Source organism: Brevibacillus choshinensis (assembly GCF_001420695.1).
GTDB lineage: Bacteria > Bacillota > Bacilli > Brevibacillales > Brevibacillaceae > Brevibacillus > Brevibacillus choshinensis.
In genome coordinates this window covers 1,568,262-1,584,195 of sequence record NZ_LJJB01000013.1, presented here as the reverse complement: position 1 = coordinate 1,584,195, position 15,934 = coordinate 1,568,262, and the positions used below count along the sequence as shown (strand labels likewise).

General features: G+C 50.0%; 16 protein-coding genes. 11 read left to right on the top strand and 5 right to left on the bottom strand.

The genetic code is table 11. From position 1 onward, the window contains the following. Positions 1-162: 162 nt before the first annotated feature. The 3 genes from pdxR (at position 163) to AN963_RS30650 (ending at position 2,648) form a co-directional block, all read left to right on the top strand. Positions 163-1,596: a MocR-like pyridoxine biosynthesis transcription factor PdxR gene (pdxR, locus tag AN963_RS27945; protein WP_055747739.1), complete on the top strand. Its 1,434-nt coding sequence runs from the start codon at positions 163-165 to the stop codon at positions 1,594-1,596. Between the two features lie 61 nt (positions 1,597-1,657). Beyond that, positions 1,658-2,335: an AzlC family ABC transporter permease gene (locus AN963_RS31045; protein WP_152985732.1), complete on the top strand. Its 678-nt coding sequence runs from the start codon at positions 1,658-1,660 to the stop codon at positions 2,333-2,335. Further along, complete coding sequence (locus AN963_RS30650) at positions 2,325-2,648, top strand: AzlD domain-containing protein (RefSeq protein WP_236708115.1); 324 nt, start codon at positions 2,325-2,327, stop codon at positions 2,646-2,648. The genes AN963_RS31045 and AN963_RS30650 overlap by 11 nt, the downstream gene beginning before the upstream one ends. 78 nt (positions 2,649-2,726) lie before the next feature. Here AN963_RS30650 and AN963_RS27930 read toward each other — a convergent pair whose 3' ends face one another. Then, positions 2,727-3,482: an IclR family transcriptional regulator gene (locus tag AN963_RS27930; protein WP_055747738.1), complete on the bottom strand. Its 756-nt coding sequence runs from the start codon at positions 3,480-3,482 to the stop codon at positions 2,727-2,729. A 202-nt stretch (positions 3,483-3,684) separates the two neighbouring features. Here AN963_RS27930 and AN963_RS27925 point away from each other — a divergent pair, with 202 nt between their 5' ends. The 5 genes from AN963_RS27925 to AN963_RS27905 are packed head-to-tail and all read left to right on the top strand — an operon-like array spanning position 3,685 to position 8,698. After that, on the top strand, positions 3,685-4,803 hold the full coding sequence (locus AN963_RS27925; protein WP_055747737.1) for an ABC transporter substrate-binding protein: 1,119 nt from the start codon (positions 3,685-3,687) through the stop codon (positions 4,801-4,803). An 8-nt stretch (positions 4,804-4,811) separates the two neighbouring features. Then, positions 4,812-5,903: an ABC transporter ATP-binding protein gene (locus AN963_RS27920; protein ID WP_055747736.1), complete on the top strand. Its 1,092-nt coding sequence runs from the start codon at positions 4,812-4,814 to the stop codon at positions 5,901-5,903. 3 nt (positions 5,904-5,906) lie between these two features. Further along, the gene (locus AN963_RS27915) at positions 5,907-6,749 is read left to right on the top strand and encodes an ABC transporter permease (RefSeq protein WP_055747735.1); all 843 of its coding nucleotides are present in this window, start codon (positions 5,907-5,909) and stop codon (positions 6,747-6,749) included. Continuing rightward, complete coding sequence (locus tag AN963_RS27910; protein WP_055747734.1) at positions 6,746-7,546, top strand: ABC transporter permease; 801 nt, start codon at positions 6,746-6,748, stop codon at positions 7,544-7,546. Before AN963_RS27915 ends, AN963_RS27910 begins: the two co-directional genes overlap by 4 nt. Positions 7,547-7,561: 15 nt before the next feature. Then, complete coding sequence (locus AN963_RS27905; RefSeq protein WP_055747733.1) at positions 7,562-8,698, top strand: M20 family metallopeptidase; 1,137 nt, start codon at positions 7,562-7,564, stop codon at positions 8,696-8,698. A gap of 96 nt (positions 8,699-8,794) precedes the next feature. Here AN963_RS27905 and AN963_RS27900 read toward each other — a convergent pair whose 3' ends face one another. Together AN963_RS27900 and AN963_RS27895 are read right to left on the bottom strand one after the other, a co-directional pair. Continuing rightward, positions 8,795-9,970 carry an MFS transporter gene (locus tag AN963_RS27900; RefSeq protein ID WP_055747732.1) on the bottom strand — a complete coding sequence of 392 codons (1,176 nt, stop codon included), beginning with the start codon at positions 9,968-9,970 and terminating at the stop codon, positions 8,795-8,797. Then, complete coding sequence (locus tag AN963_RS27895) at positions 9,971-10,435, bottom strand: MerR family transcriptional regulator (protein WP_055747731.1); 465 nt, start codon at positions 10,433-10,435, stop codon at positions 9,971-9,973. It abuts the gene before it with no gap. A gap of 213 nt (positions 10,436-10,648) precedes the next feature. Between AN963_RS27895 and AN963_RS27890 the strand changes: the two genes are divergently transcribed. Further along, complete coding sequence (locus tag AN963_RS27890) at positions 10,649-11,623, top strand: aldo/keto reductase (RefSeq protein ID WP_055747912.1); 975 nt, start codon at positions 10,649-10,651, stop codon at positions 11,621-11,623. Positions 11,624-11,699: 76 nt separating this feature from the next. Here AN963_RS27890 and AN963_RS27885 read toward each other — a convergent pair whose 3' ends face one another. Next, positions 11,700-13,202 carry an IMP dehydrogenase gene (locus tag AN963_RS27885; RefSeq protein WP_055747730.1) on the bottom strand — a complete coding sequence of 501 codons (1,503 nt, stop codon included), beginning with the start codon at positions 13,200-13,202 and terminating at the stop codon, positions 11,700-11,702. Positions 13,203-13,303: 101 nt separating this feature from the next. Here AN963_RS27885 and AN963_RS27880 point away from each other — a divergent pair, with 101 nt between their 5' ends. Both AN963_RS27880 and AN963_RS27875 read left to right on the top strand, forming a co-directional pair. Further along, entirely contained in the window at positions 13,304-14,089 is a 786-nt protein-coding gene (locus AN963_RS27880) for a GNAT family N-acetyltransferase (protein WP_055747729.1), read from the top strand. A 32-nt stretch (positions 14,090-14,121) separates the two neighbouring features. Further along, complete coding sequence (locus AN963_RS27875) at positions 14,122-14,613, top strand: DinB family protein (RefSeq protein ID WP_055747728.1); 492 nt, start codon at positions 14,122-14,124, stop codon at positions 14,611-14,613. 86 nt (positions 14,614-14,699) lie between these two features. Here AN963_RS27875 and AN963_RS27870 read toward each other — a convergent pair. After that, positions 14,700-15,871, bottom strand: a protein-coding gene (locus tag AN963_RS27870; RefSeq protein WP_407922562.1) for an IS3 family transposase whose coding sequence is annotated in 2 segments (ribosomal slippage) — positions 14,700-15,598 and positions 15,598-15,871 — 1,173 coding nt in all. Because the reading frame shifts where the segments join, the coding sequence is not laid out codon by codon here. Positions 15,872-15,934: the final 63 nt, after the last annotated feature.

The following is a 15,934-nucleotide window of genomic DNA, read 5'->3' as shown; positions in this document are numbered from 1 at the left end:
ACGGTGGTAGCGTTCTTTGAAATGGGCGCTAGCCGTTACTAGGAGGGGGTTCTTTTTGTGTTTGTTTCTGCTATGATAATCCTATTCATTATTGGCCTACTGTATTTTTGGAATTTTACAAATGATAGAAGGGTCAGATCGTTTGTGTGAGGAGGGGAAAGCGTGCTGGACATCAGTCCTCATTTGGTAGAAGGAAGTGACGCGCTTTACTTGCAGTTATATCGGTATTTTTGTACGGAAATCCAGTCCAGACGGTTGCCTTCTGGGACGAGGCTACCCTCGGTGCGGGCCCTCAGCCATCATTTGCGGGTGAGCAAAACAACTGTAGAAACGGCCTATCATCAGTTGCTCGCCGAAGGATATTTGGAGAGCCGTGAGCGGAGCGGTTTTTACGTAGTGGATGTGGAGTGGGATGGCCCTGTTTCGGTTAGACAGGTGAAAGTGAAAAAGAAAGAGCTGACTCCCGCTGTAGAAGTACGGAGTGAGCCCGTTCCTTCGATTCGCTATGATTTTCATCAAGCGCAGGTCGATGCGGAGCATTTCCCATTTGAAGGATGGCGCAGATATACGAATCAATGTATGCAGCAAGAAAACCAGAGTGTTCTTTACTATGGAGATCGTCAGGGAGAGCTATCGTTACGGGAGGAAATCGCCCGTTATCTCAGACAAGCCCGCGGTGTACAGGCGACAGCCGAACAAATCGTGATCGGAGCGGGAACGCAGGTCATGATCACGCTTCTCGGCCTCCTGTTTGGCTTGCGTGGACAAGCTGTTGCGATGGAGGACCCCGGATACAATGGAGTGCGTGCGGTGTTTCGGCATTTGGGATTTGAGATCCAGCCGATTCCTTTGGAGGAGGATGGCATCGATGTAGAGGCGCTGGGGAATAGTGGCGCCAGACTCGTTTACATCACGCCTTCCCATCAGGACCCGACTGGTATCGTCATGCCGTATGCGAAACGTCTCAAGCTGCTGCATTGGGCGAATCGAACGGAAAGCTACATCATGGAAGATGATTACGATGGAGAATTTCGTTATAGCGGTCGGCCAATCCCATCCCTGCAAGGGCTGGATACAGAAGGGCGTGTCATCTATTTAGGCACGTTTTCCAAGGCACTCCTACCGACCATTCGGATCAGCTACATGGTCCTTCCTCATTCTTTGCTGTCCATCTATCAAACTAGGCTCGTAGAATTCGATCAATCTGCTTCGCGCATCCATCAGGAGACGTTGGCGCTGTTCATGAAGCATGGAGATTGGGCGAGGCATATTCGAAAAATGAGGACGTTGTATCGCAAAAAACATGAAGCGATGCTGCACATTTTGCAAGAAGAACTCGGTGCTCACATACGCATCACGGGCCATGATGCAGGGATGTCAGTGACGGTGGAAGTACATAGTTCATGCAGTTCCAAAGAGCTGGCCAAGATCGCCGAAACGGCAGGAATCCGCGTCCATCCGGCTTGCCACAAGTGGATCAGCCCTGCGCCGAATGCGCTGCCCTCCTTTCAATTTGGCTTTGGTGGTCAGTCTATAGAAGATATGGAGGATGGCATTCGGTTGCTTTCGAGAGTGTGGAAGCCTTATTTTTCGTAAGAGCAGAAGGGTCTGGTCAGGGATAAAAGATAGTGTGTGTAGAGAAGGGAGAGCAGGCAGCTTGTCGTATGCATCATTTGCAAAAGGAATGAAACAGATCTTCCCCGTAGCTGCGGCGGGGATCGTAGATGGATTGGTATTTGGTATCCTGGCGAGGCAAGCGGGCCTGGGAGTGACGGAAGCGATGCTGTTTTCCTTGCTAGTCAATGCCGGTTCCTCTCAATTTGCAGCAGTCGGACTCATTTCACAAGGAATCGTAGGCTGGCCGATCCTCGTGTCGACGTTATTGCTAAATGCCCGCCATCTGTTGTACGGGCTGTCGCTCGGGCCAAAATTTCGGGGGACCGCGCCATGGAAGCTCGCGCTCATGGGAGGATGGCTCAATGATGAGACGTACGCTCTGAAAGCGACGTATTTGTCAGCAGGGGAAAAGCCGAGCCTGTCTTATTTTGCTGGAGCCAGTGCGGCCGATTATTTGATCTGGAACATCAGCACGTTTGTGGGGGCTTGGTTTGGAGCTGTCTTTACCCAGACGGAAGCCTATGGACTTGATTTTGCTTTCGTGGCAACATTTCTCGGTTTCCTCGCTGTCAATTTGGTGTCGTCTTTTCATGTCAAAGTGGCCGGTTGTGCTGCCCTCGTAGCGTGTATCGGGTATGCCTTGGGTGGAGCGACGGTAGCGGTCATTACAGGAACATTGACGGCAGTGGTGATTGGGGCGGTGAGCGGTGAACGATAAAATCCTGCTGTATATCGGATTAATGGCTTTGATCACTTATTTGACTCGCTTTCCGATGCTCCTGATCAGCTCTCGTTGGGACATACCCGATTGGTTGAAGCGGGGACTGGCGATGGTGCCGGTAGGAGTGTTTAGCTCCATGACCATTCCACCGATCCTATTTCACACACCAAAAGGGGAATGGAGCCCGGAATACCTCGTAGCAGGAGTGGCCGCCCTCGCTGTAGGGCTATGGAAAAAGCAAATTGTGTGGGCGTTGCTGGCAGGAGTCGTCGTGATTGCGCTTTGGCGCCAGCTGGCACAATGGATGTAAAAGGCACAGTAAAGCGGTAGTGCAACAGAAAACACCTCCCGTACCCCGATCATATAGGGCGCAGGAGGTGTTTTGACGTCAAGAGCGATAGCCGAGCTGTGCGGACATTTCCTGAACGGTTTCCAGTGTTTCGTGCAGGATGTCTTCTTGTTGCGGAAGGACACGATCGGATGGTCCGATGACACTGATGGAGGCTGTCACCTGACCAGAGGCGTCAAAGATCGGAGCCGCGATGCCCGTTACGCCGTTATTGCGGCGATTGGAGCTGATTTCGTAGCCACGTTCCTTGATCACCAGCAGATCTTCCTTGATGGAATCGACAGAGGTGTACGAGTAAGGTGTGTACGTTTTGAGCGTCTCCTCGAGGATTTCATCCTGGAATTCCTTTGGCTGGTAGGCGAGCAAAACACGCGCAGCCGTGGTCGAGTAAAGAGGGAATCGCCGAAAGGATTCGACGGTAAATCGAATCGGGTGAGGAGAGTCCACTTTCGCCACGTAGATAGCATCCCGCGCATCCTTTACGCACAGGACGACTAGTTCATTGGTACGGGAGACAAGGCGATTTAAAAAAGGCATCGAAAAATCGACGATGTCGTGATTCTTCAATACTTTCGTGCCTAGCTCCAGAAGTGTGTAACCAAGCGTGTACTGCTTGGTTTTTTCATTTTGGCGGATAAACCCTTCGGACTCCAGAGTAGATAGCAGTTTGTGCACGGCTCCCTTTGACATTTCAAGCATTTTGCTTAATTCCGTCACTCCGAGTTCTTTTGGTGAATCGAGAAAAATTTTTAACAGCCTGCAGCTGTTGCGGACAGAAGAGAGCACTTGATCCATGAAACCGTCTCCTTTGAAGCTCATTGCTCTTATTCTACCATAACAAGGAAACGCTTACTCTTAGAATTGAGCTAATGGTTTTTTTTATATGACTACCTTGAATAGTCAGTTTCTTTTGTGATAGTATAGCGCTATCGTTCTCGAATAGCAAACAGCGTTCTCTATTCGTGAACAACTTAGAAAAATCGGGGGTTGAACACTAGTGAAGAAAAAGGCATTATCCGTACTCTCCATTTTTGCTCTGACAGGATCTTTGCTCGCGGGCTGTGGCTCGCCAGCACCACAATCATCCGCACCAGCACAGCCTGCTGGATCAAAAGACAGCGCACCAGCACAGGTTCAGTTGGAGGACACGCTCGTAGTAGCAGGTAATGGCGCTACAGTAGAAAAGCTGATGAAAGACGAGTTCTTCAAAAAGTTCAATGAAAAATATCCGAACGTGAAACTGACTTATGTCTCCGGTGTTTCCACCGAAATCGTAGCGAAAGTCAAAGCACAGAAAAACTCTCCACAAATTGACTTGACGATCGTAGAAGGCGGCGAGCAAGAAAAAGGTCGCCAAGAGGGCTTGTGGGAAACCGTCTCCGCGACAGATATTCCGAACATGAAGAACGTACCGGAAGACCTGAAGATGAAAGAAGATAGCGGTGTCGTCGTCAACTTCACGCCGATGGGAATTACCTATAATACCGAGCTGGTAAAAGAAAAGAATCTGCCTGTACCGAAGTCTTGGAACGATTTGACCAAGCCTGAGGTAAAAGGCAACATCACAATGACAGACGTAGCGAGCAACTTTGGCCGCTCGACCATGATCATGCTGGCTTATGCCAACGGTGGATCGGAGACGAGCATCGAGCCTGGGTTCCAAAAGATGGCGACCATCGCAGGGTACATGCCTACTTTTGCGAAGAGTGCCGCACAGCTTCAGCAAAACCTGCAAAACAAGAGCGCAGCCTACACCACATGGACAATGGCTCGCAGCCTGACGCAAAAAGAAACAGGATTGCCGGTGGAGTTTGTCTTCCCAGAAGAGGGTGGAAACATCGTGCCAAACGTTGCGACTTTGGTAAAAGGGGCAAAGCATCCGCAAGCAGCTAAAGCGTTTATCGACTTTTTGCTGACAGATGATGTCCAAACCATGTATGCAACCAAGCTGTACTACAACCCAGCTACTCCGGTTAAGCTACCGGACGACATCGCAAAAACGCTGGAATTCGACCGTTCCAAAGTAGTGAACTTCGACTATGGCGTGATCAGTAAAGAAACCTCGAACTGGCTGGATCGCTTCAATAAAGAAATCGCACCCAACACAGGAAAGTAGGTGTCAACGTGACCAAGGTGATTGACGTCGAACTACGCGGCATCATGAAAAAATTTCAAAACAATGTCGTGGTTCAAGACTTCAACCTGCAGGTGGAACAAGGCGAGTTTATTTCTTTCCTCGGGCCATCTGGTTGCGGTAAAACCACGACCCTGAACATGATTGCTGGTTTTCTGGACCCGGATGGCGGTGATTTGCTGATCAAGGGGCAACGCATGAACGGCGTTCCCCCTTACAAGCGGGAGCTGGGGATGGTGTTCCAGACCTACTCTCTCTTCCCACACATGACCGTGGCAGAAAACATCGCGTACGGCTTGAAGCTGAGAAAAGTGAGCAAATCCGAAATGCAGGAGCGGGTAAAACGGGTGCTGGAGCTGGTGAAGCTACCGAATGTCGCAGACCGCTACCCCAAGCAGCTATCCGGGGGTCAGCGCCAACGGATCGCGATCGCGCGGGCATTGGTCATCGAGCCGTCCTTACTGCTGTTGGATGAACCTCTCAGCAACCTGGATGCCAAGCTGCGCGAGGAACTGCGCGACGAGCTGAAGCGCCTGCATCAGGAAATCGGTGTCACGACGATTTTTGTTACACACGATCAAGAGGAAGCTTTGTCCCTATCGGACAGGATCGTTGTATTGAACCACGGCTTTGTGGAGCAGATTGGCACACCGCTGGAGATTTACAATCAACCAGCTTCGGAGTTCGTGCATACGTTCATCGGGAAAACAAACCGAATGGAAGGCGAAGTGGTCAGTGTCGAAGGTGATCGTCTCATCGTTCGAACAAAAGAAGGGATGACCATTCATGCGGGCAAGCAGCAAGTCGGGTTTGCCCCCAAGCAAAAGGTGATCGTCTTCGTACGACCGGAGAAAATCACGCTGACCGATACGGCTGGTGCGGGAATCAATCAGGTGGAAGGTCATTTACAGCTGGCCTCGTTCCTCGGGTCTTATACCGAGTGCGAAGTGCGTGCGGGCGGCCACACCTTGTCAGTCAAAGTGCAGATGAGCGACAAGTCGGCTGAACGTGAACTGGGTACCAAGGTATTTTGCCAATGGAATGCGGAAGATGTGCTGGTCATGCCGGCAGAGAGGGGATGACGGATGAGCAAACGTCTCTCGATTACACTGCTGACAGCTCCAGCCATGATTATTCTGCTGGGTGTCTTCCTGATTCCCATGCTCCTGATGCTCTTGCTCAGCTTTCAGGATGAAAATGAAGCCTTTTCCGTGCAAAATTACGCGTTGTTTGTGCAAGATCCGTTCTATGTGCAAATCTTGTGGCGGACGATCCGTGTTAGTCTCTGGACCGTACTCGCTACGCTAGTGCTCGGCTATCCAGTTGCGATGTACATGGCACAAGCGACAGGAAAGATGCGCGGGATTGTCACGATGTTAATCCTCGCACCCCATCTAATTAGCGTAGTTATCCGCAACTTCGGTTGGGTCGTTGTGCTAGGGGAAAAAGGCTGGATCAATGAGAGCTTAATCGCGCTCGGCATCATCGAACAACCACTTCGGCTGCTGTACAACGAGCTGGGTGTGGTTATCGGTCTGACCGACTCGTTTATCGCGTACATGGTGCTTGCTATCGCGACGAGCATGTATGCCATCGATCCATCGTTAAACAAAGCGGCATCGATTCTCGGTGCCTCACGAGTCCGCACGTTTTTCAGCGTGACGCTGCCGCTCAGTCTGCCTGGTATTATTGCAGGAACGACGCTGGTATTCAGCCTGTCGATGAGCGCTTTTGTGACACCTGCTTTGATGGGCGGAACATCGGTCAAAGTCATGCCAGTGATTGCGTACGAGCAAATCATGGCTACCTTGAATTGGCCATTGGGTGCGGCACTCGCCTTCCTGCTATTGGGCAGCACCATCGTGTTGGTTACCTTGTACACCAAGCTGATTGAAACCAAGAGGTACAAAGAGGTGTTTGCATCATGAAAAAAATCAACGTACTTGGGCTCATTACCTTTGTGGTGCTGCTTCTGGTCAATCTGCCGTTTTTGGTCATCATTCCCAGCTCGTTTACGGCCGCAGGCTATCTGGCTTTTCCGCCAGAGGGCTTTTCCTGGCAATGGTATACGATGATTTTGGACAGGCCTGAGTTTATCGATTCGCTCTGGACAAGTCTCAAGCTGGCAGCCATCACGGCTGTGCTCGCGACTTTCTTGGGCACACTCGCGGCCTTTGCCTTGTCCAAATACAAGTTTCGCGGTAGTGGGGTACTCAATGCTTTGATGCTTTCTCCCCTCACCGTTCCGTCCCTCATCATCGGGATCTCGGCTTTGTTATTCTTTACGCGGCTCGGCATCGCGGGAACGTTTACCGGTCTCTTGCTCGCGCACATCCTGATTTCCATTCCGTATGTGGTGCGGCTCGTATTGACTGGGCTTAGCTCCTTTGACTACACGCTGGAAAAAGCGGGATACATGCTAGGAGCGCACCCGTTTCGGGTATTCTGGGACATTACACTGCCATTGCTCCGGCCAGCTATCGTGTCCGGAATGATTTTCTCGTTCTTGACGTCGTTTGATAACGTGACGGTTTCGCTCTTTTTGGTGGCACCGGACACGACGACGCTACCACTTGCGATATTCACCTACATGCAGGAAACGCTGGACCCATTGGTGGCTTCCATCTCGTCCGTGGTTATTTTGCTGAGTCTGGTGTTTATCATCTTGCTGGAAAAAGTGTATGGACTGGAGCGCCTATTCGGACTCAATTCCCAATCCCACTAAGGAAGAAGAGGCACTATGTCAATTCACACGTATTTACAAGACAACATGACACACTTTCTGCAGTTGCTCGAAGAATCGGTAAACATGGATTCCCCATCACGGGATAAAGTGTTAGGTGACCGGATGGCAGGGTGGTACGCCCTTCAATTTCAGCGCTTGACGGGAGGAACAGCTGAGCTGATTCCGAACCCGACTTATGGCGATCAGGTGCGCTGCACATTGGGAAACGGGGAACGACAAGTGCTGATAATCGGTCACTACGATACGGTGTGGCTAAAAGGAGAAGCGGCTCGTCGACCTTTCACTATACAGGACGGCAAAGCGTACGGTCCGGGCGTTTACGACATGAAAGCTGGCGTGCTACAGGCCATGTTCGCGATGCGTGCCTTGGTACAGCTCGACCGCTTGCCGAAAGATAAAAAGATCGTCCTCCTTCTCAGCAGTGATGAGGAAATCGGCAGTCCCACTTCTCGTACATTGGTGGAGGAGGAAGCGTTGCGATCGATCGCCAGCTTTGTCATGGAGCCCCCGACTGAACCCAAAGGTGCATTGAAGACGTGGCGAAAAGGGAGTGCACACTTTACCCTGCAAGTACATGGTGTTTCGGCTCATGCTGGAATCGATCACCAAAAAGGGGTTTCTGCAATCGAAGAAATGTCCCGACAGATTCAGTATCTGCATTCGTTGACTGATTATGACCGAGGGACGACGATCAATGTCGGTACGGTCAGTGGCGGGATCGGCTCGAATGTAGTCGCTGATTATGCGGAGGCACAAGTCGATGTACGAATCGTTTCTATGGAGGAGGCAAAGCGGATCGAACGGGTGATTCGCGAGCTGAAGCCTACCCTTGCAGGAACGAGCGTACATGTCACAGGAGGCATCCGACGTCCACCGATGGAGAGGACGGAAGAGACCGGAGCATTATTTGAGCTGGCCAAATCAATTAGTATTAATGAATTGGGGCTCGCTCTCGAGGAAGCGGGGACAGGCGGAGTGAGTGACGGGAACTTCGCTGCTGCGTGCGGTACCCCTACTCTGGATGGTCTTGGCTCCAAGGGAGGATTTGCGCACTCGCCGGATGAATGTATCGAACTGGGTGAAATATCGGTCCGCGCTGCGTTGCTGGCGCGTTTGATCGAAGACGTATAGAGAGAGAAATAGAAAAAGAAAAGAGGCACCTGCAGGATGTGAGACAAAGCAAGTCTCATCCCGGCAGGTGCCTTTTATATGGTCGTAGATCCGATGCTATTTGATTTCGGTCAAGTGACGTCGCCCGATAAAGAGAGCGAGCATACTAATCAAGACAGCGAGTGCCCCCGCGTAAAAAGGAATGCTTGCGGTAAAGACCTCCGACAATTTCCCTGCGAGCCACGGAGCGATCGCCCCGCCTACAAACCGGACAAAGCTATAAGCAGAAGAGGCGACAGCACGTTCTACCGGGGCTACGTCCATGACGGAAGCGGTCAGGATCGTGTTAATGATACCGAGAATCCCACCAGCGATGATAATGGCGATGACCAGCCCAGTTTGGGAAGTGACGCCAAAGCCCATGTAGGCAAGATCGATGGCCAGTAGCAGGAGCATGGCAAACAGGGTAGGAACGGAACCGAAATGATCCTGCAATTTTGGTGCGACAATCACGGAAGTAATCGCCAGCATGATGCCCCAGAAAAAGAAGACAAGACCCAGACTATGCTCGTCCATGTTCAGGACAAAGGGCGAATAAGCGAGCAAGGTAAAGAATCCAAAGTTATATAAAAGGGCAGTGACAGCCATCGTAAAGAGGCCAGGGTAGCGCAAGGCACGAAATGGATCCAATAGCGAAGTACGTCTCGTTGGTTTGGGTAAGTCCTTCAGCAGTACAAAGACAGCAAGGAATGCGATGGCCATCAGGACTGAGACGCCGAAGAACGGGCCGCGCCAGCTAATACCTCCGAGCAGACCACCAAGCAGTGGGCCTACCGACATACCAAGACCGATAGCAGCTTCATACAATACGATGGCGGAGGCTGTACCGCCGCTCGCAACACTGACAATGACGGCTAATGCTGTGGAAATAAAAAAGGCATTCCCGAATCCCCAGCCTGCGCGGAACCAGACAATCCCGTTGACGGACGTAGCCATACCGCCCAAAAAAGAAAAGAGGATAATGGCGAGCAATCCGAAAAGCATGGTGCGTTTGGGACCAATCCGGCTGGACAACCATCCGGTAACCAGCATGGTAATCCCGGTCATGAGCATGTAGCTGGTAAACAGCAAGGAAACCTGGCTAGGTGTGGCGTTTAGCTTGCTGGCGATGGCTGGCAGGATCGGGTCCACTAGTCCGATTCCCATAAAAGCAACCACGCAGGCGAAGGCAACGGCGTAAGCAGATTTGGTCTGCTTTAAGATCGTACGGAGTGAATGTGCATCTGAAGACATCTAGTTGTTTCCTCCCTCATATTTCGATGTCAGCTCATCTCGTTTGCTGACGATTCTCTCTAGTCTTTCATCAAAGGTTAGTAGCAGCTCTTGCATACGCTCGATTTTACTTTTGAGCAAATTGCGCTGAGGTGTGAGCGTATCTTCCAGCGTTTGCAGCATCTCGATCCGTTTGAGCAGCTCGGGGCCGTCCAGATCGCGGTTTTTGTAGTTCTCATTGTAGAAATCCCGCTGTTCCTCATACAGGCGGCCAAGCTCCACCATGTCCTTTATTTCAGCCAAGGAAGCTCCGAGTAAATCACGCATGTCTTTGACGTGCAGAATCCGCTCTACGTCCGCATCTGTATACATGCGATAGCCGCCTTCAGTTCTCCCCGATGGAGATACCAACCCTAATTCCTCGTAATAACGGAGCGCTCGCTTGGTCATTTTGACTTTCTGTGCTACTTCATCGATTTTGTACACCGCGTTCCCTCCCATCTTGGTTGTTTTTCACGAATCATTTCGGCACAAGAATAACCTTAACGTAAACGTAATGGTTTTGCAATGTGAAAACTTCTCGTTCTAGGTTTTGTTTTCCAAAAAAGAGTTATGCAAGCAAAGGAGACAGCGGGTTGGAGTTGAGAGATAATGGAAGGGAGTACGTACATTTTTCCGAAAGAAAAGAGGGTGAGAACGATGCATCATCGTCGTTTAGGCAACAGCGGTCTGAAGGTTTCGGCACTGGGATTGGGCACCAACTCATTCGGAGGGCGAGCGGACGAAGCTACCTCTACACGGATTATTCATCAGGCGATCGATAGCGGGATCACGTTTATCGATACGGCGAATATTTACACGAACACGGAATCGGAGCGCATTATCGGAGGCGCGCTGGAAGGAAGACGGCATGAGGTTGTGCTGGCGACCAAAGCGGGTCTGGTACGCGGGGAAGGACCGAACGAGAGAGGATCATCACGGTATCATTTGCAGATGGAACTGGAAAACAGCCTGAGACGGCTGCGGACGGATTATGTGGACTTGTACCAGATTCATACGTTTGATTCCGAAACGCCTTTGGAAGAGACGCTGCGGGCACTAGACGACATGGTACGAGCTGGCAAAGTACGGTATATTGGAGCATCCAATTACGCGGCATGGGAATTGGTCAAGGCGTTGGGGATCAGCGAGAACAAAGGGTTGAATCGCTACGTCTCTACACAGGTCAGTTACTCTCTGGCCGATCGGACGCCGGAGAAAGAGCTGGTGCCAGCTTGCCTGGATCAGGGAGTGGGGATCATTCCGTATTTTCCACTGGCAGGTGGGATTTTGACCGGAAAGTACACCTCGACAGAAAAGGCGCCAGAAGGCTCACGTGCCGATGTCGAGCCGCGGTTTACCCGGTTTTTAAATGAAGACAAGGTGGCATTTGGGCAAAAGCTGAGCAGCCTTGCAAACGATCTGGGCTATTCTGCAAGTGCTCTTTCCCTTGCATGGCTGATGCACCAGCCAGTTGTATCGACCGTGATCGTTGGAGCCTCACGCTTGGAACAGCTGACCGATAACGCACAGTGCACATCGATTAAGCTGGATGAGGAGATGCTAGCGCAACTGGATCAGCTGAGCGATCCGTATCGCCATGGAGAGCCTTTTGCCGTCTACCGCTTGTCCTAGGCCCTGGAGACAAAGAAAAACGATCCTCACCGCAAGCTAAGCTGGGAGAGGATCGTTTTTAGTAGCGAGACAATGATTATTCCGCAGCCATGCTGCTTTCTTTTAGGATGACGTCATGCGCGCCGCCTTCCACGAGGGAAGTTGCGGATACGAGCGTGATGCGAGCTTTTTGCTGCAATTCTTCAATAGAGAGTGAACCGCAGTTGCACATCGTCGATTTGATTTTGTGGAGGGTGCGGTCCATGTTTTCGCGCAGGCTTCCTGCATATGGAACGTAGGAGTCTACGCCTTCCTCGAACACCAGGCTTTGTTTGCCGCCTGTGTCATAACGCTGCCAGTTGCGGGCGCGGTTGGAACCTTCTCCCCAATACTCTTTTACGAAGTTGTTCCCGATTTTCACTTTTTTGGTCGGGCTCTCGTCGAAGCGGGCGAAGTAACGACCCAGCATGACGAAATCAGCACCCATCGCCAGGGCGAGTGTCACATGGTAATCATGGACGATCCCGCCATCGGAGCAGATTGGAACGTAAATGCCGGTCTCTTTAAAGTATTCGTCACGCGCAGCTGCTACTTCAATCACTGCGGATGCTTGACCGCGGCCGATCCCTTTTTGTTCACGTGTGATACAAATGGAACCGCCACCGATACCGACCTTAATAAAGTCAGCTCCGGACTCGACCAGATAACGGAAGCCTTCTTTATCGACTACGTTACCTGCACCGATGTATACGTTGTTGAAGTTTTCTTTTACATATTTGACGGTTTCCGCTTGCCATTCGCTAAAGCCATCAGAGGAGTCAATCACGAGAACATCCACGCCTGCTTCCACCAAAGCAGGTACCCGTTCTCTGTAGTCCTTCGTGTTGATCCCTGCACCGACGATGTAGCTCTTGTTGGCATCCAGTAGCGAAAGTGGATTGTTTTTGCGAGAATCGTAGTCTTTGCGGAATACGAGGAAGTCCAGGTTCTGATTCTCGTCAACGATTGGCAGACAGTTTAGCTTGTGCTCCCAGATCAAGTCATTCGCTTCGGAGAGGGAGAGACCAGACTTGCCGTAGATCAGGGAGGAGAAAGGTGTCATGATTTCGCTGACTGGCTTATCCAGCGAATCACGACTGATCCGGTAATCACGGCCAGTGACGATGCCCAGCAGTTTGCCTTTTGCAGAACCATCTTCTGTAATCGCGACTGTAGAGTGCCCAGTTTGTTCTTTCAGATCCAAAATATCTTTCAGGGTGTGGCTAGGGGTCAAATTGGAGCGACTGACGACGAAGCCTGCCTTGTAAGCTTTTGCTTTACGGACCATGGTCGCTTGGCTCTCGATGGACTGGGAGCCGAAGATAAATGAAATACCGCCACATTGAGCCAAAGCCACCGCCATATGATGGTCGGATACAGCTTGCATGACTGCAGATGAGAACGGTATGTTTAGTGAAATCGCAGGTTTTTCGCCCTTTTTAAATTTGGTGATTGGGGTGGAAAGGTCAACATTTTGTGGAGTGCATTCCTTTGTGGTGAGGTTAGGAAGCAACAAAAACTCATTGAACGTCCGAGATGGTTCTGTGTAATAAAAAGCCACTACTCTCTCCTCCTATGAAATCTTTTTATTAGAGAATTTTACTCATGGTAACCGTGAAAACGTAATAACGTCAATAGGAAATCGAAAGGCGGAGTGATTTCTTGCTAAAATCTCTCAATCTTTATGAACAAATTCAATTGCTTGAACAAATGGAACTGGAAAAAGCGTATATTTTCTATGGCAATTTACGACTGCGAGCAGATCGGAGCCTCACGCTTGTAGAGACTGGCGAAAAAGGCTGGAAGGCAGCTGGATCTTACTTGCAGGGAATGCCTTTTCATGCGTTCACCTTTCATGTAATGGAGGAAGAAGGAACATATTCCGTGGAAGGGATGCTGGAAGCTTTTCGGGCAAAGCTCGGAATGGAGGATCGGTCTGTCAGGCAGGGCGTAATCACGGCAGCAGAATCGTGTGTGGAGCGTTTGGAGATTCCCCATGAATTCGAGCGAAGAACCTTGCTCCTGATGAAGCTGACGAATCGGGAGGGTCTAGTACCGCGCGGAGAGTCTTACTTCATCGAAGGCTCGAAAGGAAAAGACGCGGAACAGCTGGCGGCAACGATCGGGATGCTCAGCTTTCGGGCCGAAGAGGTGAATGAAATGCCGCACATCGCCCTCAATTCCGAAGAGGGTGACACGATTGCGATGGCTGGCTTTCATGTGTACGAGGAGGACTTTGTAGAAATTGGAAATGTCGGAACGGCAGCAGGGCACCGGAAAAAGGGTTTAGGCATGCAGATCACTTCGGACATCTGCCGGATCGCTCTGCAAAAATCCCCGAATGTGTACTTGTGCGTGTTTGCCGATAATGAGGCGGCGATCCGCGTCTACGAGAAGCTGGGTTTCGTCACGGTAGAGCGATATACGTTTGTTACTTTTCAGTGGTAGATACACGATAAAAGAGGTACAGGAGCGATTTTATGCAAACCTTTTTTCAATACAATTGGAAGGTTCGGGAAGAATGGTATCGATGGTGTGAGGATGTACCGGCAGAGGAGCTGCTCCGTGTGAGAACCGGTGGAGTAGGAGGGATCTTGCATACACTCTTTCATATCGTCGATGTCGAGTGGAGCTGGTTCCGCCTCTTGCAGGGGAAACCGGATATCCAGGAGAGCTTTGATCACTACCGGAGTCTGGAGCTAGTCCGAATGCTGGACGCAACATATCGTCCAGAAGTGGAGGAGTTCGTTTTTTCTTGGGATGACAGTATGGAGAGAAGGCCCTTTTACGACCCTCAGCCGGATGGAAGCATTGCTACAGACGCATGGGGAGAGGTAGTTCGCCACGTGATTGCACATCAAATTCATCATATGGGTCAATTATCAGTCTGGGCACGTGAAGTGGGCAAAAAGCCGGTATCGGCCAACGTGATTGGAAAACAGTTGATTCTTCCTCATACCGAGAAAGCTTAATAGAGAAAATCACGCAGACAGCAAAAAAGAAATCCCCTTCCATTGTGGTCATAACCCTGTCAAGTAGACTGTCTAAAAACCCATAGTTACGCGGCGATCGCTTTCCGATACTCAATCGGGGAACGGTCGCCAAGTTTTTTCTGAAAACGATTCTGATTATAGAAGGCAATGTATTTTTCAACAGCTTGATTTAATTCCACATGTGTTTTTGGCGAGCATCGATACATCATTTCTGTCTTTAGATGTGAAAAGAATGATTCGATACAGGCATTATCTAGGCAATTTCCCCGTCTCGAATGACTTCCTAGTACTCCGTACTCATCCAAACGTTTATTGTAGTGTCTGGAAGTGTATTGAAAACCTTGGTCCGAGTGTAGGATGGAACCGTTCATTTCTCTTCCCTTACAAAGACTATCTACTGTGCTCATCACAAGTGACAAATCGTTTTGGGAAGAGACCTGCCAAGCAACGATTTCGTTATTAAACAGATCCTGCACAGCAGATAGGTAAAAAAAACGTTCTCCGACTCGTAGATAGGTGATGTCGGTTACAAGCTTCTTGAGAGGTGCTTCAGCTTTGAACTGTCTCTCCAGACGATCCGGGTTCACAACTGATGCCTGTCTGCCAAAGAATCGCCTTTTTTTGCGAATTACTGAGCGAATGCCTAATTCCTTCATCAATCGATAGACACGCTTGTGATTGATTTGTAATCCTTCTTTGCGTAGGGCAACTGTTATTCGTAAGTAACCGTAATAAGGATGCACGCGATGGATACTTAAGATATGTTCCTTTAGATTGACTTCCTTTTCGCAGCGTCGAACAGCTGACTCTTTGGACTTTCTCCATTTGTAATATCCCGCACGGGATACTTTTGCAAAACTGAGTAACCATGATAATCGATATCTGGTTCGCATTTGTTCAATGATTGAGAACCTTGCTTTCTTCGAAGTCACTCCCCGTTTAGATTTGGATATCGCTTTTTTAGATATTCATTCTCCGCTTTTATGTAAGCTAGCTCTTCCTCAATGCTTGTGAATTTGGTTTTTGGACGCCCTTTTCGCCAGGTTTGATTAGATCGAGAAGCTGTCAGTGTCTCCCCAATACGAACCTTATTAACCCAGTTCAACACCTGTCTTTTTTCTGGAATACCTAATCTTCTGGCGACTTCTCTAGACGATACTCCGGACTCGTAAAGACGTACCGCTTCCATTTTTTCCTCTTCCGTATAGACCTTATATGTCTGTCCCTTTTTAGCCATAAAAAATCCCCTCTGGTCAATTGTGTCTTACCCAATTGTAACAGTGGGGTTTTAAACACAGTC